The organism is Mangrovimicrobium sediminis (assembly GCF_004745945.1).
Lineage (GTDB): Bacteria > Pseudomonadota > Gammaproteobacteria > Pseudomonadales > Halieaceae > Mangrovimicrobium > Mangrovimicrobium sediminis.
Window position 1 is genome coordinate 44838 of the sequence record NZ_SRLE01000016.1, and the last position, 22069, is coordinate 66906.

15 protein-coding genes are annotated in these 22069 nt (G+C 63.7%); 8 read left to right on the top strand and 7 right to left on the bottom strand.

Annotated elements, in window-relative coordinates; all coding sequences use genetic code 11:
• Window positions 1-370 precede the first annotated feature (370 nt).
• The gene (locus E4634_RS19710; RefSeq protein ID WP_135446398.1) at window positions 371-2323 is read left to right on the top strand and encodes an acetoacetate--CoA ligase; all 1953 of its coding nucleotides are present in this window, start codon (window positions 371-373) and stop codon (window positions 2321-2323) included.
• A 166-nt stretch (window positions 2324-2489) separates the two neighbouring features.
• Here the strand turns inward: E4634_RS19710 and E4634_RS19715 are convergent, their stop codons facing one another.
• Window positions 2490-4853 carry a patatin-like phospholipase family protein gene (locus tag E4634_RS19715; RefSeq protein WP_167855000.1) on the bottom strand — a complete coding sequence of 788 codons (2364 nt, stop codon included), beginning with the start codon at window positions 4851-4853 and terminating at the stop codon, window positions 2490-2492.
• A 141-nt stretch (window positions 4854-4994) separates the two neighbouring features.
• Here E4634_RS19715 and E4634_RS19720 point away from each other — a divergent pair, with 141 nt between their 5' ends.
• From E4634_RS19720 to E4634_RS19740, 5 genes are all read left to right on the top strand, one after another.
• Window positions 4995-6590, top strand: coding sequence for a L,D-transpeptidase family protein (locus E4634_RS19720; protein WP_135446400.1), 1596 nt, complete (start codon window positions 4995-4997; stop codon window positions 6588-6590).
• Window positions 6587-7513: a D-Ala-D-Ala carboxypeptidase family metallohydrolase gene (locus tag E4634_RS19725; protein WP_135446401.1), complete on the top strand. Its 927-nt coding sequence runs from the start codon at window positions 6587-6589 to the stop codon at window positions 7511-7513. Before E4634_RS19720 ends, E4634_RS19725 begins: the two co-directional genes overlap by 4 nt.
• Before the next feature lie 66 nt (window positions 7514-7579).
• Window positions 7580-8527, top strand: coding sequence for a calcium/sodium antiporter (locus E4634_RS19730; protein ID WP_206046959.1), 948 nt, complete (start codon window positions 7580-7582; stop codon window positions 8525-8527).
• A gap of 188 nt (window positions 8528-8715) precedes the next feature.
• Window positions 8716-9069 carry an ArsR/SmtB family transcription factor gene (locus E4634_RS19735; RefSeq protein ID WP_135446402.1) on the top strand — a complete coding sequence of 118 codons (354 nt, stop codon included), beginning with the start codon at window positions 8716-8718 and terminating at the stop codon, window positions 9067-9069.
• 23 nt (window positions 9070-9092) lie between these two features.
• Entirely contained in the window at window positions 9093-9533 is a 441-nt protein-coding gene (locus tag E4634_RS19740; protein ID WP_135446403.1) for an ArsI/CadI family heavy metal resistance metalloenzyme, read from the top strand.
• A gap of 111 nt (window positions 9534-9644) precedes the next feature.
• Here the strand turns inward: E4634_RS19740 and E4634_RS19745 are convergent, their stop codons facing one another.
• The 4 genes from E4634_RS19745 to E4634_RS19760 form a co-directional block, all read right to left on the bottom strand.
• Window positions 9645-9899 carry an FmdB family zinc ribbon protein gene (locus E4634_RS19745; protein WP_135446404.1) on the bottom strand — a complete coding sequence of 85 codons (255 nt, stop codon included), beginning with the start codon at window positions 9897-9899 and terminating at the stop codon, window positions 9645-9647.
• 120 nt (window positions 9900-10019) lie between these two features.
• Complete coding sequence (locus tag E4634_RS19750; protein WP_135446405.1) at window positions 10020-11297, bottom strand: hypothetical protein; 1278 nt, start codon at window positions 11295-11297, stop codon at window positions 10020-10022.
• A gap of 86 nt (window positions 11298-11383) precedes the next feature.
• The gene (locus tag E4634_RS19755) at window positions 11384-11578 is read right to left on the bottom strand and encodes a CPXCG motif-containing cysteine-rich protein (RefSeq protein ID WP_135446406.1); all 195 of its coding nucleotides are present in this window, start codon (window positions 11576-11578) and stop codon (window positions 11384-11386) included.
• 64 nt (window positions 11579-11642) lie between these two features.
• The gene (locus E4634_RS19760) at window positions 11643-12539 is read right to left on the bottom strand and encodes an amidohydrolase family protein (RefSeq protein WP_167855001.1); all 897 of its coding nucleotides are present in this window, start codon (window positions 12537-12539) and stop codon (window positions 11643-11645) included.
• 195 nt (window positions 12540-12734) lie between these two features.
• On the opposite strand from E4634_RS19760, the gene E4634_RS19765 reads away from it, so the two are divergent.
• Window positions 12735-13661 (top strand): hypothetical protein, encoded by a 927-nt coding sequence (locus E4634_RS19765; RefSeq protein WP_135446408.1) that lies wholly within the window; start codon window positions 12735-12737, stop codon window positions 13659-13661.
• Between the two features lie 873 nt (window positions 13662-14534).
• Complete coding sequence (locus E4634_RS21555; RefSeq protein WP_167855002.1) at window positions 14535-16775, top strand: hypothetical protein; 2241 nt, start codon at window positions 14535-14537, stop codon at window positions 16773-16775.
• A 116-nt stretch (window positions 16776-16891) separates the two neighbouring features.
• On the opposite strand, the gene E4634_RS19775 is transcribed toward E4634_RS21555, so the two are convergent.
• Both E4634_RS19775 and E4634_RS19780 read right to left on the bottom strand, forming a co-directional pair.
• Window positions 16892-19063 (bottom strand): TonB-dependent receptor, encoded by a 2172-nt coding sequence (locus E4634_RS19775; RefSeq protein WP_167855003.1) that lies wholly within the window; start codon window positions 19061-19063, stop codon window positions 16892-16894.
• A gap of 347 nt (window positions 19064-19410) precedes the next feature.
• Window positions 19411-21816, bottom strand: coding sequence for a phosphoketolase family protein (locus E4634_RS19780; protein ID WP_135446410.1), 2406 nt, complete (start codon window positions 21814-21816; stop codon window positions 19411-19413).
• Window positions 21817-22069 lie beyond the last annotated feature (253 nt).

Here is a 22069-nt window from a genome sequence, read left to right on the forward strand (position 1 = left end):
CTGCGGGTGGTAGAGGCTGGTCGGTGCGAGTCGGGCACGACGGTGCGGCACAGCCAGTGGCGACGGCCACCTGGGTGTGCCGCGCCGGATTTTGGGTGAAAAATCCTAACACCTGACCGCTGTGACAGCAAGCCGGCCCTATGGCATTTCGATCTAAAATCGAAGATGTAACTATCTGTTATTTAATAATTAATTGGCTATTGAACGAGCGATGAATTCTCTATATTGAATATTCCGCAAGACGCCATGGTCTAATATGTACGGACTTTATAGGGGCGCGCTGCGGCACTGTGCGATGCGCCACACACAGACTGGGGTTGAACGGCTATCATGGTGCAGTCTCCACCCTGCGCGCGGAAGCCGAAGCCCGATGACCACCCCCCTCTGGACGCCCACCCCACAACGCGCCGCCGCGAGCACCCTGGCGCAGTTCCAGCGCTGGCTGGGCGAGCGTCACAGCATCGAGGCGGGCTACGACGCGCTGTGGCAATGGTCCGTGGACCACCCCGCCGCCTTCTGGGATGCGCTGTGGGATTTCTGCGCGGTGATCGGTGAGCGCGCGGGCCCGGCGCTGGTCGAGGCGGAGCACATGATGCACGCCCGCTTCTTTCCCGGGGCGCGCCTCAACTACGCCGAGAACCTGCTGTGCGGCCCGCGCGGCCCCGGTCCGGCGCTGGTGCTGCACCGCGAGTGCGGGGCGCGCAGCGAACTGGGCTGGAGCGAACTGGAAGCCCTGGTGTCACGCCTGCAGCAGGCCCTACGCGCGCTCGGCGTCGGCCCGGGAGATCGCGTCGCCGGCTTCGTGCCGAACATTCCCGAGAGCGTGGCCGCGATGCTCGCGACCGCCTCGCTGGGCGCGGTGTGGTCCTCCTGCTCGCCAGATTTCGGGGCGCAGGGCGTGGCCGACCGCTTCGGCCAGATCGGGCCGAAGGTATTGTTCACCGCGGACGCCTACAACTACAGCGGCAAGACCTTCGACTCGCTGGCCACCGCCGGCGAACTGGCGCGACTTATTCCGAGCATCGAACAGGTCGTGGTGCTGCCCCTGGTTGACGGCGCAGCCGAGGCCGGCGCCGCGGACGCAAACGCGGTGTCGCTGGCGGAATTCTGCGCACCGTACGCTGCCCGCGAACTGGCGTTCACCCGGGTCGGCTTCAACGACCCGCTGTTCATCCTGTTCTCCTCGGGTACCACCGGGCTGCCCAAGTGCATCGTGCACGGTGTCGGCGGCTCGCTGCTGCAGAACCTCAAGGAGCACAGGCTGCAAAGCGACCTGCGCCCGGGCGACCGGCTTTTCTACTTCACGACCTGCGGCTGGATGATGTGGAACTGGCTGGTGGCAGGGCTGGCATCGGGAGCGACGGCGGTGCTGTACGAAGGCTCACCCACGTATCCCGATGCCGGCCACCTGGCGCGTATCGTGGAGAGCGAGCGCATCACCCACTTCGGCACCTCCGCCAAGTTCCTCGACGCCTGCGCCAAGGCCGGGGTAAGGCCCGTCGACGACTGCGATTTCGCTGCACTGCGCTGCGTGCTGTCCACCGGCTCGCCACTGTCCGCCGAGGGTTTCCGCTACGTCTACGATGCCTGGAAACGGGACGTATGCCTGGCCTCGATCGCCGGCGGCACGGACATCTTCGGCTGCTTCGTCGGCGGCAGCCCGATCAGCCCGGTGTACGCCGGCCAGTGCCAGAAGCGCCAGCTCGGCATGCATGTGCAGGTGTTCGATGACGACGGCGCGGCGGTGACAAATACTCCCGGCGAGCTCGTGTGTGTCGCGCCGTTTCCCTCCCAGCCCACCGGCTTCTGGAACGACCCCGACGGGCAGCGCTACCGCGAGGCCTACTTCGAGCGCTTCCCCGGGGTATGGACCCACGGCGACTGGGTGGAGTTGACCGCCGAGGGCGGCATGCGTTTCTTCGGTCGCTCCGACGCCACCCTCAACCCCGGCGGCGTGCGCATCGGCACCGCAGAGATCTATCGCCAGGTCGAGCGCATCGAGGAAGTGCTGGAGGGCCTGGTCATCGGCCAGCAGTGGGACAACGACGTGCGTATCGTCCTGTTCGTGCGGCTGCGCGAGGGTGTGGTGCTCGACGACGCCCTGGCGCAACGCATCCGCAGCGAGATCCGCAACAACGCGACACCGCGCCATGTCCCGGCAAAAATCGTCGCGGTCGCAGACGTCCCGCGCACCCGGTCCGGCAAGATCACCGAGCTCGCCGTGCGCGATGTAGTGCATGGCCGCCCGGTCAAAAACGTCGAAGCCCTCGCCAACCCGGAAGCCCTGGCCCTCTACCGCGACCTCCCCGCCCTCAACGCCTGAAAGTGGGGTCAGATACGACTTTATTTGATGAGTAGTTGCCGTTTAGCGCCACAAGCATGGTCCCTTACGCCGTACGAGAATCCATCAAATTAAGTCGTACCTGACCCCACTTTTTTCCTGCCAGCACACATCAGAAAAAGGCGTATCTGACCCCACTTTACGGTGGTTAGAAGAGCACTCCGAGAAAGGCGTAGAAACTGCTCTGGCCGGTGTCGGAACGGCCGTAGGCGAAGTAGGCGGGGCCGATGGGGCTGTCCCAGCCAAGGAAGACACTGCCGCTGTAGATGAGGTCGTCGTAGTCCACCGCCTTGCTGTTCTCCCAGGCGTTGCCCGCTTCAAGCGAAGCGCCCAGGTACAGCGGCAGGCGCAGCGCACCGAAGTCGTTGGCCGCGAGCTGGTAGGTGTAGACCAGGCTGCCGAAGCGCAGCTGTTCGCCGATCACGGAATCCTTGGGATTGCCGGAAAGGCTGAGGAAACCACCCAGCGACTGCAGCCCAATGAGAACGCCGTTGCCGTCCTCCTCCACACCCGCGTAGCGCAGTTCGCCGCGCAGACTGTTGCGCCCCAGGGAGGTAACCCCGATCAGCCGCAGGTCCGCGAGGGTGTTGGTGTCCGATTCCCCCTCCGCCTTATCGACGCTGCGGTAGATATTCATCAACACTTTGACGCCGCGGGAGGGAAAGTTGGCGTCGTTCAGGGTGTCGTAATTGAAGCGCAGCAGGCCGCCGCGCTGACGGTAGCTGACGCTCTTGGTGTTGAAATCATCGGCAAGCGGCCCGGGCAGGGTGATGTCGCCATCGTTGAAGCGCGCGGCGAGCAGGACGTCGAGCTGGTCCAGCGCATTCCAGCCAATCCCGCCGGCAATGCCCAGCTCGTCGATCTCGATCTGGCCCTGGGGCCGGTCGCGCTCGTCCAGGTATTCGAACACGTCGTGCTGGTTGATGGCCGACGCCTCCAGGTAGAAACCGCTGGTGCGCAGGGGCCAGTAGAAATCCGTGAACAGGTACTTGTTGGTGCCAAACTCGCCGGCGGTGTACCACTCCGCGCCGTAGGGCGAGAGGTTGGTCAGCCGGTAGGACGCGCCGACCTGGTAGCGACTGACATCGTGGAAGTTATCCTCGAAGGACAGCTTGAAATCCAGGTAACCCGGCCCCCACTCTTTTTCCAGCACGTCGACGTTCAGTACATCCCCGTCTGCCGTAGTTTCCAGGTCCGTGTCCACGCGGGCAATTGTGCCCTGGCCATACAAACGGCCTATCCCGGCCTGGATATCTTCAAGGCTGTACTCCTCTCCCGGCTCGAAGCCCATGCGGTGACGTATGTAGTCGTCGCCCAGCCGCGACTGGTTGCTCAACACGACCTGGTCGAGAGTAATGGTCTCCAGGGGAGCCGCGTCGTGCCGCGCTGCCAGCGCGGCGGCATCGCGCGGCAACTCGCGCGTGGCGAGTACCCGCTGCGCCTCGGCGTAGCCCGGGTCGATTGCGTCGAGCAGTTTGTCGAAGCTGAGCATGCTGACGCCGTCAATCTGCGGATGCAGCAGGACGTCGCCCTCGCCGAGCAGGCTCTTCTGTTCGCGCACATTGTTCAGGGTGAGAAAGCTGGCCAGCTGGTTGACGATAGCCAGCCCCGAGTCGAGCTCCTCGCGGGTCTGGTTCGGCGAGCCGATGTCCACGGCAATGATGATATCGGCGCCCAGCGCCCTGGCCACGCTCACCGGCAGGTTGTTGGCGATGCCGCCATCCACCAGCATGCGCCCGTCGATTTCCATCGGCCGCACCACGCCGGGAATCGACATCGACGCCTGCATGGCGGAGGCCAGGTCGCCCGCACCGAGGACAACTTCCTCGCCGGTCTCGATGTCCGCACTCACCGCGCGAAACGGGATGGGCAGGTCGTCGAAGCTGTCCAGGCGCGGGTAGACGCCGAGCATGGACTCCACCAGCCCGCCCATGCCCTGCCCCTGCAGGAAGCCGCGCTTCAGCCGCACGCCGTCGGCGCCCACGCCGAGGTCGAGGTGAATGGGAAAATTGTCGAGCTGGTTCTGCCGCCGCACGGGGATATGGCTGCGCGGGAGATTGTCCTGGTAGCCCAGGTCCCAGTCCGCCTCGCGAAAGCGCGCCTCGATCTCCCCCAGCGACAGCCCGCTGGCGTACAGTCCGCCGACGAAGGACCCGATGCTGGTACCGACAACGAGGTCGATGGGAATAGCCTGCTCCTCGAGGTAGCGCAAAACTCCGAGGTGCGCGCCACCGCGGGCGCCACCGCCGCCGAGCACCAGGCCGATACAGGGGCGGCCGAGGTCCGGGGGGCAGGTCTTGCGTCGGACGGTGGCGTTCGCTGGAACGGCGCCGGTAGCGGCGGCCTGTTTCGCGACGGCTTCTTGAGCCGCGACCTCTGGAGCGACGGCCTCTTGAGCAACGGTCCCTTGAACGCGAGCTTCCCGGGCAACAGCCGCCTGGGCCAGGCCGCAGGCCACCGCGAACAGCAGGCCGATTGTCCAATGACCAGGTGGTCGAATCTGAGATGTCATCCCTGCTCCCCGTCTGCACTTGCCGACGACCCTGGCTGCGACCAAAGCCCCTCCCGATAATAGCCGCATCGCCGCCATTTCTCCCGGTTACTCGCATCAGCGCTTTTGCTATCGTGAGCCGTGGATCCCGCGAGGTGACGTATGCTGAACAGAATCGTGCTGACACTGGTACTGGCGTTAACCCTGCCCTGCACGGCAGCCGACCTCGACCCCGGCGGCGAAGCCATTCGCCGCTACCTGGAGGGACTGGACGCGGGCGACTCGCCGATGGTCGCCGGCCAGCTGCTGGGACAACCGGAACTGCTCGCACGCCTGTACCGCGTCCGCGAACACCAGCCGCTATGGCAACCCGGCGCCCCGCTGGCTGACGAAGCAGACGACATGCTGCGGGCGATCGGCGAGTCCGTGGCCCACGGCTTTATCGCCGAGCGCTACCACCGCTCAAGCATCGAAAAACTCATGCTCGCCGAGGACGACAGTTCGCGCCTGGCGCTCGAACTGCTGCTCACCGATGCCTTCCTCAGCCAGGCTCTGCACCGCGGTCGGGGCGCCGTCTACCCGCCCAACCTCGACGCCGAGTGGCAGGTGCCGCCGGCCGAAGTGGACGCCCTGGCCCTGCTGCAGGCCACCGCTGCGGTCCACGCCTCGGTGAGCGCCCGCCTGGACGCGCTGTGGCCCACCGACCCGGAATACGCGCGCCTGCTGCGCCGCCGCGCGGAGATCGCCGCCGCCGGTGACGAGGTGTCCATCCAGATCGCCTCCGGGCCATTGCTCAAGCCCGGCCAGAGCAGCGACCGCGTGATCATGCTCAAGCAGCGGTTGCTCGGCCCGGGCGAGTACACGCCGGAGTATGACGCGGGGCTGCGCCGGGAGGTCGAAGCCTTCCAGCGCAGTGCGGGGCTGGAGGCGGACGGTATCGTCGGCGACAACACGCTGGAGATGCTCAACGCCACCCGCGTGTCCTGGATCGAGCGCCTGGACGCCAACCTCGAGCGCTGGCGCTGGCTGCCCCGCGAGACACCCGACGTCTACGTGCGGGTCAATATCGCCGCCTTCACCCTGCGCGTCATGCAGCACGGCCAGCCGGTACTGGACATGAACGTGGTGGTAGGCAAGCCCTACCGGCGCACGCCGGTGTTTACCGAACTGATCCGCTACCTGACCATCAACCCCTACTGGAACGTGCCCTACAGCATCGCCACCAAGGACAAGCTGCCGCTGCTCAAGGCCAACCCGGCGGAGCTGGCGGCCAATGGCTATGAGGTCAAGTGGCAGGGCAGCGACAGCTTTGTCGCGGTAGACGCGGTGGACTGGTCCGCAGTCACCCCACGCGGCTTTAACCACCTGCTGCGGCAAAAGCCGGGACCGATGAATGCCCTCGGCCAGATCAAGTTCATGCTGCCCAACCCCTACTCCGTCTACCTGCACGATACCCCCAGCCGCGAGCTGTTCGCGAAGACGGAACGCAGCTTCAGCTCCGGCTGTATCCGCCTGCAACACCCGCTGGAGCTGGCCCGCTGGCTGCTGGCCAACGACGGCAACCCGCTAAGCGGCGAGGTCGAAGCACTGGTTGCCAGCGGCGAGTCGCGCACGCTGCACTTGAAAAAGCCTGTTCCGGCATTTTTAGTGTATTTCACCGCTTTTTCCCTGGATGACGGCGAGGTAATCTTCCGCCGTGATATCTATGGCCGGGACCGTGTGCTCATCGAAGCACTGAGGGCGCTGCAAACTCCATGAAACCTTCTTTTCGCTGGCTGGCGTTCGCGCTGCTGGGGCTTTGCTGCGCCCGGTCGATAGTGGCGGCAACACTCACGCAACCGGTCATGCTCAATGGCCAGGTGATTCCCTACACCGAGTTCGCCGTTTTCGTCCTGCCCGGCACGGCGCTGTCCGTCGGCTTCATCGACGCTACCGGCGGCGCCGAGTTGCGCTTTGGCGGCGAGTTGCTGGCCGCGGGTAGCGACGGGGTCGTCGCCCCGGAAACACCCGGGAATACCACGCTCGAAATTCGCAACCGCGCCACCGGCGAGACCTGTCACATCGAGGTATTCAGCCTGGTGCCGGCGAGCCGGGTCGGGAGTGATCAGCACCTCAATGGCTACCAGATTGGCGCCTACCCCCGCGAACCCCTGCGCGGACTCGCCACCTACCTTCCGCCCAAAGGGTTCGTGGAAGTCACCGCGGCCAACCGCGACACGCGTATTTCACCTCACTTTACACTGGGCGAGTTCGTGGCCAAGCAGGGCTACGCCGATCCGAGTTACGTGGTGCTGCGTTCAGAGTTGCTGCTCAAGCTGGAAAATATTCTCGGCAAGCTGAAGTCAGCGGGCCACCCGGTGGACGACTTCGTCATCATGAGCGGCTACCGCACGCCTTACTACAATCGCGCTATCGGCAACGTGCCCTACAGCCGCCACGTGTACGGCGGCGCCGCCGATGTGTTTGTCGACCAGAACCCGAAGGATGGCGTCATGGACGATCTCAACGGCGACGGCAAGATCGACCGCGAGGACGCCAACTGGCTGGCGGACTTCATCAACCGTATGGCACAACGCGGCGATTTCGGCCCACGCATCGGCGGTTTGGGCGTGTACGGCGCCACCAACGCGCACGGCCCGTTTGTTCACATCGACGTGCGCGGCACCAAAGCGCGCTGGTGAATAAAGGAAAGCCCCACTCCCTTTTTCATACACCTTTGCAATGCGCCGCAGCGCGGGCGGGACGTTATGATGTTCACGCTTCTACAAATCGTGGCCGCGCTCGCGGCGCTCTTTTATGGTGGCGAATACCTCGTACGTGGCGCTTCGGCACTGGCATCCCGCCTGGGTGTACGGCCGCTGGTCATCGGCCTCACCGTCGTCGCGCTTGGTACCAGCGCACCTGAACTTGTGGTCTCCCTGGATGCCGCGCTCAAAGGCGCCAGCGATATCGCGGTGGGCAACGTAGTGGGATCAAACATTGCGAACATCGCCCTCATACTCGGCGTCACGGCCTTGATTCGCCCTGTAGTGGTCGACCCGCGAGTCATCAGCGTGCACGCGCCGTTGATGATTGGCGCGTCCCTGTTGCTGGTCTTCACGCTGCGCGACGCGGTGCTGTCGCGGTTCGAGGGGATGATCGCGCTGCTGTGCCTAGCGGGCTACCTGTCCGTCACGTTCGTGGAGGCACGGCGGGCGCCGGAGACCGTGCGCGAGGAACTCGCTGCGGCGACGCCGCAATCGACGGGCAGCACGGCATCGACCATCGCGTTTATCACGCTCGGCCTGTTGCTTCTCGGGCTCGGCGGGCGCCTGCTGGTGGACGCGGCAATTGAACTTGCACTGCAGTGGAACGTCAGCCGTGCCGCCATTGCCCTTACCGTTGTGGCTGTCGGCACCAGCCTGCCGGAGCTGGCAACATCAACAGTCGCCGCCCTGCGGGGACAGGGCGATATCGCCGTTGGAAACGTGGTGGGCAGCAACATATTCAATATCCTGGGGATACTGGGCATCACTGCGACCATCCAGCCGCCCCACCCCGCCGGGATCGAGACCCTGGACCTCGGCATCATGTGTGCCCTTGCCATTTTGCTGCCAATCACGCTGTGGCTGCGCCGTTCACTGCGAAGAATAGAGGGCGCCCTGCTACTGACCGCGTTCGTCACCTACGCCAACTGGCTACTCTTCGCCCCCTGAAAAGTGGGGTCAGATGCGACTTTAAATGATGGGTGATGAAGTAACGGACTGCCGTTCGAGCCTTTCCTGGTCGTTCACCATTTCTTTCATCATTTAAAGTCGCATCTGACCCCACTTTCCGCCCCCAACTTCACAGGCTCGCTTCCCGGTTGTTGACACAGGCAATTTATTTCCATTATTCTAGACATATGGACACGAGAGACGCTGTACCTCTGTTTGACACCCTGGCCCAGGAAACCCGCCTGCGGGCGTTTCGCCTGCTGGTAAAGGCCGGCCCCGAAGGGTTGCCCGCCGGCGCCATCAGCGATGCGCTGGGCATCCCGCACAACACGATGTCATTCCACCTGGGCCACCTGGCCCGGGCGGGAATCGTCGCCTCACGCAAGGAGGGGCGCTCGGTCATCTACAGCGCCAGCTTCGAACTGGTGCGCGACCTGATCGCATTCATGGTCGAGGACTGCTGCAGCGCAGGCGTGGCGACGGTACGTACCGACAAGCGCAAAGGCTGCAGCGTGATCGAATTGTCCGACTTCTGCTGTTAACCAACTCCCGAAGGAGTAACACCATGAAACGCATGCACATTCATGTCGGCGTCGAGCAACTCGACGATGGCGTCAGGTTCTACAGTGCCCTGTTCGGCGCCCAACCGGTGAAAGTGAAGGATGACTACGCCAAGTGGATGCTGGACGACCCCTGCATCAACTTCGCCATTTCAACCCGCGTCGGCGCCGGCGTGGATCACCTCGGCCTGCAGGTGGAGGAAACGACCGAACTGGACGCCGTGCGCGAACGCCTGAAGCAGGCGGATATGGCGCTGTTCGATGAAGGCGAAACCGTGTGCTGCTACGCCCGCTCGGAAAAATCCTGGGTCAGGGACCCAGCCGGCGTCGCCTGGGAGACCTACCAGACCATGGAAGATGTACAGTTGTTCGGCGAAAACCAAACGGCCGATGATGCGGCCTGTTGCGTACCGGCGCCCGACGCCACACAGTCCTGCTGCGGCTGAAAGCAGGCCAGAAAAAGTCTACTTGCTGCCCGCGCGGATACTCGCGACAGAAGACGCCCTGAAACAGACCTCAGTTTAAGTGGTTTCTGACACCACTCTTCCCGTCCGCATTCAGATGCCGCAACCGCCGCCGGAGCAGCCGCCGCCGGTCATGCAGGGCGGGGCCTCGGGGTTTTTCAGGGCCGAGCTTTTCACCACCCCGCCGCCGCTGATCAGGCGGGTGACCTTGCTTGCGGGGTCGATCTCGCCCGGCGTCATGCCGAGCATCTCGCACAGTTCGCCCCAGGTGCCAAGACGCTGGGACATGGAGTGGCTGACTTCATAGACTTGCTGGTCCGCTTCACAGCGATAATCGTAACTGGGCATTGCCGTCACCTGGTATTTACACAAGCGCGCCGGTTCCTCGGCGCTTTAATCCACACAGCAGGCATGGATTTTACCCGGGTCGAGGGGCGCTGCACAGGGGCAGGCAACGGCGGCTAATTGCTACCCGCCAATGGTCGTGACCAGCTTGCCGAGGTCTCGGGTCTGCCAGACATTGAGCATCTTGGTCATCATGTGCAGTTGGATACGGGCATTCTCGTGTTGCTGGAACGCAACATCCCGGTAACTTTCCAGCGCATCGAGGTCCTCGATTTCCCGCTGGATCGCCAGCGGCGCACTCATGAAATAGGACACGCCAGCCAGCGCCAGCAACAGCAGCAGGTGGGTGCGCACTTCCTCCACCTGCAGACGGGGACCGCCATGGGCGGCGTAGGACTCGATGAACACACCGATGATCTCGTCGAGGTGATCGTTCCAGATAAACTGCTCGGCACCGCTGAGCGCACCGCTGATCGACTGGGCAACACTCATCGGGCCGACCATCGCCCAGTCCAGCATCCCGCACCGCAACTCGCCTTCGGCATCGCGCCAGAACCAGCAGTTGTCGATGTTGGCGTTCCAGTGGCAAAGGGCGATGAAATCCGGGTTGCCGCCGAGCACTGCCCTGATACCGTCCTGCGCCGCAACCACGCGGGGAATGTCGTCCGTGAATTGCTGCTGGAACGCCCTGTCCCGAATATTCTCCGGAAAGAGTTGCGGATAGCGGTCGATGAAGTCAAACATGCGCTGGGCGCGCGGCAACAGTTTTTCCAGCGGGCTGCGCACCTGCAGCGCGGCGGCGGCCTGCTCGGCGTTGTACACGAAATAGCGGTCGAATTCCGGCGGGAGCCCGCCGGCACGGTGGGTACCGGCGAGCCGGCCCAACGCGGTGACGATGGCGCGGTAGTGCGCCAGCGGGTCGGGGACGAGGTAGTCCATGCACTTGGGGTAGTGCGGCTCGAGGCCATTATTGCCGAAGTCCAGGCATTCGGTAATGGTCAGCCCCGAGCAGGATTCCGGCTCCACATCCGCAAACAGGCACAACGGCACCGCCACCGGAAAACCCGGCGCGCGCGAGAGCACCGCGAAGCGCGTCTCGGAGAGCATCATGAAGCGCGCGCTGTCGCGCAGTTCGTCCTCGAAATTGCGCGAGAACTTGACGAACAGGCGCGTCGGAAGACTGGTATCGGGCGAAGCGTAGGTGACGTCCAGCAGTAACTTGTGTCCGGTGCCGCCGCCGGAAAACGGCCGGGCCGAATCGATTGCGGTGACGGCGTTATCCGCGCTCAAGCTACCTGCGGCGCGAAAAGCCCGGGTGAGAAACCCGGCGCCGCCGGCGAGCAACGTCTCGGCGTCGGCCGGAATGTCGATACCGAATTGTTCACCCCTGACCCAGTGCATCGCCAATGTGCTCTCCCCCGTAACAATCACGAACCGTCAAACGCGTCGCATTATCCAGCAGTGATGCGCAGGGGGCAAAGCGGGACTCAGGTTTCGTTTTCGTCGTGCACGGTCACCGCCACATCGCCGCGTTCGTCCGTGGCGATACGGAACGTGATGGGTCGGCAGCAGACCTGGCAGTCTTCGATGTACTCCTGCCCGATTTCCTCTACATCCACGAGCACTTCAATACGCTCGGCGCAGTACGGGCAGTAGACGGCAATTTCCGAAAGTTGGTCCATGCTTTCCAGTATCTATACCTTGGAGGATTTCGGTGGCTGAAATCGCAAACACGCATCCATCAGTTTAAGTCGTATCAGACCCCACTTTCCAATCGAGCCAGGTGCGGGCTGTTGCACCAAGCAGCGCCTGCTTTTCCGACGGGGAAACGCCGGCCAGGCCGCGCAGCCCGAACAACAGTTCGGCCCAGCTTTCGCCGGTCTGGTTGGCGGTGACATCGCTGGCCCACATGACGCGTTGCGCTCCGAAGGCATCGAGCACGCGTCGCAGGTAAGGCCCAAGAGCGTCGCTGGGATAGCCGGGCGATTCGAACATGGCCGGTGCGTGGGCCCACTTGAATGCCACGTTGGGAAAGGCCGACAGCGCCAGGATATCGTCGAAGCTCCGCTGCCATTGCGCGGGGTCCTGCACCGAGGAATCCCGCCCGGTGGCGCGCGCCATCGCCGGACTGGTCAAGCCGCAGTGATCGATGACGATACGCAGGTCGGGAAACTTGGAAGCATAACGGCCTATGGCCTGCGCCTGTCCGGGGGCGAACACGAACAGCGGCAGCGCGGCAGCAAGACACGCTGCACACACCGCGTCGTACTCGCCCTGCGCGAAGGCGCTTGCCTCCAGCTGAGAAATACCCGGGGTCACTCGCACGGCCCTGGCATATGGCGCTTCTCCGGCCATGCGCACGATGGCCTCGAGTTCGCTGTCGCGACGGTCCACGCGCACCAGGTAGGAAAAACGGGACGGGTGCAGCATGGCAGCCAGCTCCGCAGTGGGCTGTAGTGGGCGGAAGACGCCATTCGGCAGCAGGTAGCCCGGGTCGCCATTGCCGCTGCTCATCCAGTATTCATCGACCAGCACCGAGCGAATGCCGAGTGCATCCATGGCGGCCAGGCAATGCTCTATACCACCCGGCCCGATATGCACCTGCGCATCAACGATATCAGGCACAATTGTGTCTTCGGTCATTCTTATGTTTCCTGCCTTCGCGACCGCCACCAGTTTAGCGGGGAATCGTCGTACATGTCGCATGGCATGCCTGCCCGCAGCCACAGGCAAACGCGACTGACGCATGCCCACACCGACACCCATCCACGGTTTGTTATAGTGACCAACAAAAACCCACAGCGGAAAAACAAGAGACCACCACCAGGGGAGCGCAGCATGCCAGCTGGAAAACAACGATTCATCCTCAAGGCCAGCGTCACATTCATTATCTTGGTCGGACTGATCTCACTGGCCGGCATAAGCGTGAACGCAACCACCACCCGCTTCGGCAACATCGGCTGGGCTTTCTGGCTGCCGGGTCTGTTCCTGCTGATCGCCGGCATCGTCGCCACCTGGGGCAGTGCAACCAGCCTGCTTGACGCACGGGCTCTGCGCGCACACCGCGCAAACCCGCTGGACACGTTTAGCGACGGCCAGACGCTGGCACTGACCGGGCAGGTTATCGTCGACGGGGACGTACCCACTGCTCCCTACAGCGGCACGCCCTGCGCTGCCTACAGCTACCAGGTCTCAGGCCAGCGTCGCGGCGCCGGCTCGAGTTCCAGCGATTACCGGCAGCAACTGTGCCTGCTGGGTTACAGGCTGGCCAACGCGGCGCTGGATACAGGCGCAAGGCGATTCCCACTGCTCGCGATTCCCGACGTGGATGACGAGTTTCGTGCCACCAGCCTGGGCGGCGAATGGGGCGACGCTGCCCTGGTCCACATCCGCAGCGCCGCCGAGGCATGGACCAGCAACAGCGAGGCCGAGGCGCGCGGTGCACTGGAGGACGCGCGCCGCAACACAATAGCACCGCAATCGGCAGACCTGTTCGTCGTCTCGACAGCGACCGGTGCGAACCAGATCAGTATCCTAGAAGACACGCTGCCGGTCGCTACCACGATCACCATTCTCGGCACCTACGCCAGCGGCAGTGAGGGGCTGGACGGGCGCCGTATCGGCGGGATGAAAGCTTTCCCGGGCGACATCGACGAACGCCTCCAGGTGCTCGACCTTGAGTGGCGCAAGGGCCTTAAAGTCGGCCTGCCCCTGCTGGCGGTCGGCCTCGCCCTGCTCACTCCGGCCTGGTGGTGGCCAGCCTAGCGCCACGGCATCGCGCTTCAGGTTCCGGGCATGCTCCCAGATGCCGGTGCGCTCCACCCCCTCGTACCAGTCCACGAACCTGCGCCGGTAGTCCTCCCAGGGCTGATCGAGATGCGACCTGGGGTCCTCACTTAAACCGTAGGCCATACCCTCAATCCACCACTGCGGCTGCAGCAGGCAGTGCACGACCCCTAACTCCTGCACCTGCAACTGGTGGATCAATTCGTGACGAACGTAGTGCGCTTCCCAGGCCCTGGGGCTGAAGGCGCTGCCGGCGCCACCGAAGGTCACCGCGGAGCGCTCGCCCAGGCCAAAGGCCCGCGCGCAGTCCCAGGAACTGCAAAAAACGGTGCGCGGTAGAGCATCGAACGCTGCCAGTTCCTTCTCCACAAACTCGATAGCCTGCCCGCGCAGTGAGCGCGCTTCTTCCAGCCTGTCGAGTGAATCGACACACAGACCGTCTTCCATACACTGAACTCCCGCAAACGCGGGTGCCAGCAATCGCGCTGGTTTCACCACTATCCATGACGCGGCGGGGACAATCACCAGCAGGAGGAAACACGTCTTCAACAGCCGCACACACGGGCTGTATACCCTTGCCCACCCGCTTTTCAACGAATTCGTCACGTCGGTTTCCCGCCTGCCCGCCATGCAAGTTTGTGCATCCGCAATTCCCGAGTACACGCTCTATGCTTCCGACCCGATTTCCGCCCAGGAGTTTTACCGCGTTACCTTTCGCCAACCCATTCCGCTAACACCCACTCGGCTTTAGGTAAGTCCGCGTAATCGCGGCAGCGAATACCCTGAACTACCTTCCTGCGCACCGGCCATCAGAGCCACCACATATTCGTGTCCGCAAGACAGGAGCTAGCAATGGTTAATAAAAGGAATCCATCACCCAAGGGAACACTGCCCGTTACATTCGTCGGTCGCGAGGACGGCGAGGAGACGCCGTGTTTCGCCGCCTACCTGATCGATGACAATGGCCGACCGGTGAAGAAAATCGGCCAGTACAACGGCGAGGGCATCAGGCTCGATGTCGGCCGGGACGACGTCGTTGGCTTCGGTCCCGACGTCGAGGACCTTGGGTCGCTGTCGCGCAGCTCGCTCACGCAATACCGAGTGGCACAGTACGCCGAGAGCTGGAAAGCGCAGGGCATCGTGCTGCCGCGCCCGGTGTGGGAGCTGTTTTTCCTGCCGCTGGTATGTGTGACCGGCAGCGTGAAAAAGTGCAGCCCCTGGTTCTGGAAGGTCATCGACGACTTCCAGCTGCAACCGGTGGTGGCGGCGATCAACGAATTCAACATTCGCCCGATCAGCTACGACTTTCAGCCGCAACTGCACTTCCCGGTCACCTGCCAGACCATCTGCGATGGCGAGGTCGAGATCTACGAGCGCGAATGCTGCTGCCATGAGATCCTCATTCCGGACCTGGTCTGGCGCCTGCGGGATATTCTCGAAGTGCTGCCGATTCCCATTCCGGACCCCATCCCGGACCCGATTCCCGACCCGTTCCCGGGGCCGATCAAGCGTCCGCTGCCGGGGCCGGACCCGCTGCCTGACTTCGACCTGGCCAGGGGCAAGTCGGTGGCGCGCGCGATCGAGAAAGCACCGGCCAGGCTCGACCTCAACGCCGTGCCCCCGGAGCGCCTGCTGCGCGACTACCAGGCGCTGATCGCCATGCCCGAGGCAGAGGCGCAAAAATACGTGCATGCGCGTCCCTACCTGCTGGCGATCCACTGCCATTGCAGCGTGCGCAAGGTCGGCCAGGCGCCGATCCAGCCCGGCGGCACGTTCAGCTTCTGCTACCCGCTGTACCCGATCATCCTCTACCCGTACCACCACTGCGTGCGCACCTATGCCTACGTGGTGAAGCAGGTGATCAACGGGGTCTCCACCGTGGTCTACGACGGACTCGCCGCCAACGAGTACTTCGCCGCGGGTGAGCCGGCCGAGATCCATACCTACAACTCCAAGGCGCGCACCTGTACCGATGGTCCCGGCGAACCGCCCCCCGGCGGCGACCTGCCCTTTGTCATGCTCGAGCACGTCGGCCAGTACGGCACCTTCCACCACAACTTCCCGGTACAGACCGGCGTCTCGCAACTGGCGGCGCTGGATGCCAACGACGGTACCTACACCACGGGTTATGCGCCGGACTGCCCCTGGGGCGGCGCGCTGGGCCTGCGCCTGTGGGTATCACCGGAACTACAGGGCGTGGTCGAGTACTACCGCATCAAGGCTGTACCGGTGAACGACGCCGGCCAGCCGGTCGGTGCACCTGAAGTGCTGGACGACCCTGTGAGCTGGAGCAAGCTGGTCACCCTGCCCGGCGGCGATATCGTCGCGGCATCGGAAGCGCTGGGACCGGTGCCGCCGGTGGGCGGCGAGAGCGGCCTGTACCGCGTGCCCTACTGGAGCTCGCCGGACCACCGCTACCTCTCCGGGCAGTACCACCAGGTCTGGTATACCGACCGCGACTTCGATAGCGGCAAGCACATGCTGATCGTGGAAGTGTTCGACGCCGGCGGCAACCAGTTGAAGCCCAATGGCGCAGCTGGCCCCGGCAACAACGCCAACTTCCAGTTCCGCCGCTGGGTGTCCGCCGCGAATACCGACCCGGTGCCGTTTGCGGACCTCGCCCACGCGTTCTGGTTGGACAACATCCCGGTCTCCGGCGACATCGTCGACCTGCGCCTGAACGGCGCGCCGAACACCGCCGAGTGCCAGTTCCTCACCGGCACATCCACCAGCACCTTCTCGATCGGTTTTCGCGCATACCACGTCAATGGCGTGGAGCATGCGGGGGATGGCGACGACAACTCCTTCATGCGCCGCTACAGCATCAGCTGGCAACGCGGCCTGAACGGGAGTTCGGGGAGCCTCGGTTTCGCACCGGGCGTGGCGCCGGCCAGTGATCACACCGACGTCGGTGAAACCGGCGGACCGGTGGCTTCCGGCACGCAGACCTTCGGCACCATGCTCGGCGGCAAGCCCAAGTGCACGTTCAGCGTACACCTGCACGTGCAGGCGAAGCACTTTACCGGCAAGAGCCGCATCCAGGGCTACGACTACCACGAGACGGCGTCGTTTGCGCTCGAGCAGGGAGTCTGAGTCAGCCTGCCCGAACCGGCTATTAGTCGGGGGACCTATACGCGCGGCGGAATAGCCGCGCGACATCTAAAAAACCGGTCGGCGGGCCAGACCACAGCGCTGGGCCCGCCGCCGGCTCAAAACTCGAATTCCACGCGCGCGCCGAATGTACGCGGCGCGGCATAGGACACACCGTTGGCAAAGTTGGTTTGCAGCAGGCTTTGCAGTACATCCTCATCCGTCAGGTTGCGCCCCCACAGCACCAGGCTGAGGCCTGCGGCCGCAGACGGCGACCAGGACAGCTCGGCGTCGAGCATCGAGTAAGCGTCCTGCGTGACATGCTCGCTGAACTCAAGATTGAAGCCATCGTTGTAATACCAGGAGGCGAAAGCGCCGAAGGTGCCGATGGAAGTATCTACGCGGTAGTCAGCGTTTATGAAGCCTGTGATCTTCGGTGCCCGCACCATCTCCACGCCGCTGGCGTCGATGTTCACGCTCTCGTTCGGTGTGGCGAAGTTGGCCGGATTCCAGACGTAACTGCCCGCCGAGGGAAAGTCGTCGTACTCGGCATCCAGCAGCGACACCCCCGTGGCGAGCGTAAGCCCCTCGCTGGCCTGCCAGGTGGCGTTGAACTCGGCGCCCGTGATCTGCGCTGAAGCGGCGTTCTGGTAGACGTAGTTGGGCGCCTCGTAGCGCGCCACTTGCAGGTCGTTGTAGTCGTAGTAGTACAGCGCCGCGCTGGCGGAAACGCGTTCACCCAGGTTGCCCTTGAAGCCGATCTCGTAGGCGTCCAGTTCCTCCGGGTCTGCCGGCGGATTCTGGCCGGAGAGAATGCCGCTCTTGAAGCCCTGGCTGTAGGTGGCGTACAGGTTGGCGTCGTCGGACAGCGCATAACGCAGCGACACCCGCGGCGTGAACTTGCTGAAGGTCTCGGGGCTGTAAGGCGACTCCACGATCTCCTTGTCCGGGATGAAGGGGTTGGGATTGGTCTTGGAGATTTGCTCTTCTTCGCTGTAGCGGCCGCCGAAGATCACCTGCATGGCGTCGCTGATATCGTAGGTGGCCTCCGCGTAGACTGCATAGATCTCCTTGTCGACCCCGCCCCAGGAGTAGTTGTAGAACACCGTCGGCGCGGAGGGTGCCGGCGCCAGGATGGGCGGACTCTGGATGCGGAACACGTTGGGCGTGAATTCGTCCGACGAATCGAGGTAGAACAGGCCGCCGGAGAACAGCCAGTCGCCCATTTGCTCCGAGGTGAAGTTCAGTTCCTGGACGAAGGTTTCCTGCGCCTGGTTGACCGACACATCCACAAAGTGCGCAGGCCCGTAGTCCACGTCGACCAGCAGGTGCGCCTCGTTGTCGGTCCACGCCGTCGTGCTTTGCAGCTTGCCGAAAGGCAGCTCGAAGTTCACCTGCAGGCTGACGCCGTCGGAATCCATTTCGGTGTCCGGGGTGAAGCTGGTGGCAATCTCGTCCACGTCGGGGTAGGCCGCCGTCGGGTAGACGAGGTAATCGAAAGATTCGCGCTGGTAGGCGCGACCGGCATAGGCGGCGCTGTCCTTGCGCTCGCTGGTGTAGGCGGTGAGCAGGAGTTCGATGTTGTCTGTCGCCTCGAACAGCAGCTTGCCGCGTACCAACTGTGAACGCAGGCCCTTGTCCTGGCCACCATAGACCAGGTCGTCGCGAAACCCATCGCGCTCCTGTACCGCCACTGCCAGGCTGCCTGCCAGGCGGTCGGTGAGCGGGCCGGACACATAGCCCCGCGCGTCTACCGCATCGTAGTTGCCATAGCTCAGGCTCAACCTGCCGGTCATCTCGTCCAGGGAGGGCGAGACGGTCGAAACGATGATGGCGCCGCCGGTAGCGTTCTGACCGTAGAGTGTGCCCTGCGGGCCTTTCAGCACCTGGACAGATTGCACATCCGGCAGATCCATCAACTGGCCGATCTGGCTCGCGATATAGACGCCATCGAGGTACATGGCGACGTTCGAGCTGTCACCGGCATTGGAACCCTGGGAGGACACCCCGCGAATCGCCGGCTGCAGGTAGCCGCCGTTGAAGGTGAGTTGTACGCCCGGCGTGATCCGCGCGAGGTCCGCCGTTGAGTTCACCCCCGAACGCAAGAGGTCTTCCGCATCCAGCGCGGTGATCGAGATCGGCACGTCCACCAGCCGCTCCTGCCGGCGCTGTGCGGTAACCACCACGTTTTCCAACACCATGGGGCCGGCGCTGGCTGGCGCCTGCCCCCAGCCGGGGTTGGCGAGCCCTGCAAGGCCCAGGCAGGCCAGGGGGATATGCATTCTCTTCATCAGTTGATTCCTTATTGTTGTTGTCTCGGCACTGGCCTGCCGAGGGGACGGCGTCAGCAGGCAGGCTTCGGACAAGCACCCGTCCGGGACATCACCGGGGCGCGCCATTAACAAAACGCAGCTTTGTTATAATTGACTATTTATCAGCTATTGACATGGAATTCAACTAAAGACCGTTTTCTCACAAGGTTCATTTTCGTGAGGAACTAAGAAATACTGACTTTATGTCATTTATTTTGACAAGAAAGCCCACACAGCGAAAAACGCCAGCCGGACGGCTGGCGTAGCGACAGCGCGCGGGGAGCGGGTGTCCTACCCGGCACTCACTCCAAATTTTACCCCGCCCCTCACCCCGGCCAGGTCCAGTCGCGCACCTCGGGCAGGTCGATGCCGTGCTGGTAGGCGTAGGCGCGACACTCGCTCTGCAGGTCGCGCATCTTCTCCTTTACGTGGGCGCCGGCAACCTTCAGGTGGGGCACGCGGTTGATCACGTCGATCACCAGGCTGAAACGGTCGATCTCGTTGTTGATGGCCAGTTCCAGCGGCGTGTTGATGTTGCCTTTTTCCTTGTAGCCGCGCACATGCAGTTGGCCGTGATTCGTGCGCCGGTAGGCCAGGCGGTGGATCAACCAGGGGTAGCCGTGGAAGTTGAAGATAATCGGCTTGTCCAGGGTGAACAGGGAATCGAAATCCCGGTCCGACAGGCCCTGCGGGTGCTCGCCTTCCGGCTGCAGGCTGAACAGGTTGATGACGTTGATGAAGCGCACCTTGAGGTCCGGGAAGTGCTCGCGCAGCATCGCCGTCGCCGCCAGCGCCTCCTGGGTGGGAATGTCGCCGCAGCCGACCATCACCACGTCCGGTTCGCAGCCCTGGTCGTTGCTGGCCCAGTCCCAGATGCCCACGCCCTTGGCGCAGTGTTTGATCGCCGCGTCCATGTTTAGGTACTGGAGGTGCTGCTGCTTGTCGGAGACGATGACGTTGATGTTGTTGCGGCTGCGCAGGCAGCGGTCCGCGGTGACCAGCAGGCAATTGGCGTCCGGCGGCAGGTAGATGCGCGTGACCTCCGGGTTCTTGTTGACCACCACGTCGAGGAAGCCCGGGTCCTGGTGAGTGAAGCCGTTGTGGTCCTGCCGCCATACCGTGGAGGTAATCAGCATATTGAGCGAGGCGATGGGGGCGCGCCAGGGAATCTCGTTGCAGATCGCCAGCCACTTGGCGTGCTGGTTGTACATGGAATCGATGACGTGGACGAAGGCTTCGTAGGTGGAGAAAAAGCCGTGTCGGCCGGTGAGGATGTAGCCCTCGTACCAGCCTTCGAGGGTGTGCTCGGACAACATTTCCATGACCCGCCCGTCGGGGGAAAGCTCCCCGCCCAGGTCGTCCTCGGGCAGGTAGTCCGCCAGCCACAGCTTCCTGCTCGCCGCGTAGATGGCGTCCAGTTTGTTCGAGGTGTTTTCGTCCGGGCCGAACACGCGGAAGTTCTCGCCGTTGCGCGCCATGACCTCGCGCAGCAGTTCTCCCAGCGGACGGGTATTCCAGGCCTTGTGTGCGGCCGCTTGCGCGACATCCACCGCGTACTCGCGGAAGTCCGGCATGCGCAGGTCGCGGCGTAGCAATCCGCCATTGGCCGCGGGGTTGGAACCCATGCGCAGGTTGCCCTGGGGAGACAGCGCACGCAGTTGCTCGACCAGCCTGCCATCGTCGTCGAACAGGGTCTCGGGCCGGTAACTGCGCAGCCAGGCTTCCAGCTGCTGCAGGTGCTCGGGGTTTTCGCGCACGCCGGCCAGCGGCACCTGGTGGGCGCGCCAGGTGCCCGCCACCGGGTTGCCGCCCACCTCGGCCGGGCCGGTCCAGCCCTTGGGCGAGCGCAGCACGATCATCGGCCAGCGCGCCCTGCTCACCGGCTCGCTGCCGCTGCGCGCCTGGGCCTGGATCTCGTGGATGCGTGCGACGCAGGCGTCCAGGGTGGCGGCCATGGCCCGATGCATGTGCTGCGGGTCGTCGCCCTCGACGAAATACGGCGTCCAGCCGTAGCCGCGGAACAGTTGCTCGAGTTCCTCGTGGGAGATGCGCGAGAGTATCGTCGGGTTGTTGATCTTGTAGCCGTTCAGGTGAAGGATCGGCAGCACCGCGCCGTCGCGCGCCGGGTTGAGGAATTTGTTCGAGTGCCAGGCCGTCGCCAGCGGTCCGGTTTCGGATTCGCCGTCGCCCACCGCGACCGCCACCAGCAGGTCCGGGTTGTCGAAGGCCGCGCCGAAGGCGTGGGAGATGCTGTAGCCCAGTTCACCGCCCTCGTGGATCGAGCCGGGGGTTTCCGGGGTGCAATGGCTGCCGATGCCGCCGGGGAAGGAGAACTGCTTGAAGAAGCGGCGCATGCCCTCCTCGTCCTCGCTCTTGTCCGGGTACACCTCGGAGTAGGTGCCCTCCAGGTACAGCGGCGCCAGCACCCCCGGTGCGCCGTGCCCGGGGCCGGCGAGGAAGATCGCCTGTTGCCCGAGCTTGCGAATGATGCGGTTCAGGTGCACGTACATGAACGAGAGCCCGGGGCTGGCGCCCCAGTGGCCGAGCAGGCGCTGCTTGATGTGTTCCGGCGCGAGCGGTTCCTTCAGCAGCGGGTTGTCGATCAGGTAGATCATTCCCGCCGCGAGGTAATTGCAGGCGCGCCAGTAGGCGTCGAGTTGTTCCAGTTCCGCGGCGTCCAACGGGTGTTCCGTGGATGGGATGGCAGATGGTGCTATCGAAATTTGGTTCATGCGCAGTGGCTCCTCCTTTGGCGATACAGCGACAAGGGCGAACGGGAGCGGGGCATCATCAAATTATTGTTGGGAATGGCGGCCGGCATCGGCCAGACAGGCATCAACGGGCAATCACAACCGGAGACCCCTGCCTGACCCAGCTTAACAAAAAGTAGCCGCAGAAACCGGGCTCAGCCCAAGAAAGTGGGGTCAGATACGACTTTAAATGATGCGCCTGTCACCGATTGCAGCAAACGGCACATCATTTAAA

Bases quoted from the DNA above. Each gene is read 5' to 3' on its own strand.
- E4634_RS19710 (WP_135446398.1), top strand. From the start codon at position 371: ATGACCACCCCCCTCTGGACGCCCACCCCACAACGCGCCGCCGCGAGC.
- E4634_RS19715 (WP_167855000.1), bottom strand. From the start codon at position 4,853: ATGACATCTCAGATTCGACCACCTGGTCATTGGACAATCGGCCTGCTG.
- E4634_RS19720 (WP_135446400.1), top strand. From the start codon at position 4,995: ATGCTGAACAGAATCGTGCTGACACTGGTACTGGCGTTAACCCTGCCC.
- E4634_RS19725 (WP_135446401.1), top strand. From the start codon at position 6,587: ATGAAACCTTCTTTTCGCTGGCTGGCGTTCGCGCTGCTGGGGCTTTGC.
- E4634_RS19730 (WP_206046959.1), top strand. From the start codon at position 7,580: ATGATGTTCACGCTTCTACAAATCGTGGCCGCGCTCGCGGCGCTCTTT.
- E4634_RS19735 (WP_135446402.1), top strand. From the start codon at position 8,716: ATGGACACGAGAGACGCTGTACCTCTGTTTGACACCCTGGCCCAGGAA.
- E4634_RS19740 (WP_135446403.1), top strand. From the start codon at position 9,093: ATGAAACGCATGCACATTCATGTCGGCGTCGAGCAACTCGACGATGGC.
- E4634_RS19745 (WP_135446404.1), bottom strand. From the start codon at position 9,899: ATGCCCAGTTACGATTATCGCTGTGAAGCGGACCAGCAAGTCTATGAA.
- E4634_RS19750 (WP_135446405.1), bottom strand. From the start codon at position 11,297: ATGCACTGGGTCAGGGGTGAACAATTCGGTATCGACATTCCGGCCGAC.
- E4634_RS19755 (WP_135446406.1), bottom strand. From the start codon at position 11,578: ATGGACCAACTTTCGGAAATTGCCGTCTACTGCCCGTACTGCGCCGAG.
- E4634_RS19760 (WP_167855001.1), bottom strand. From the start codon at position 12,539: ATGACCGAAGACACAATTGTGCCTGATATCGTTGATGCGCAGGTGCAT.
- E4634_RS19765 (WP_135446408.1), top strand. From the start codon at position 12,735: ATGCCAGCTGGAAAACAACGATTCATCCTCAAGGCCAGCGTCACATTC.
- E4634_RS21555 (WP_167855002.1), top strand. From the start codon at position 14,535: ATGGTTAATAAAAGGAATCCATCACCCAAGGGAACACTGCCCGTTACA.
- E4634_RS19775 (WP_167855003.1), bottom strand. From the start codon at position 19,063: ATGAAGAGAATGCATATCCCCCTGGCCTGCCTGGGCCTTGCAGGGCTC.
- E4634_RS19780 (WP_135446410.1), bottom strand. From the start codon at position 21,816: ATGAACCAAATTTCGATAGCACCATCTGCCATCCCATCCACGGAACAC.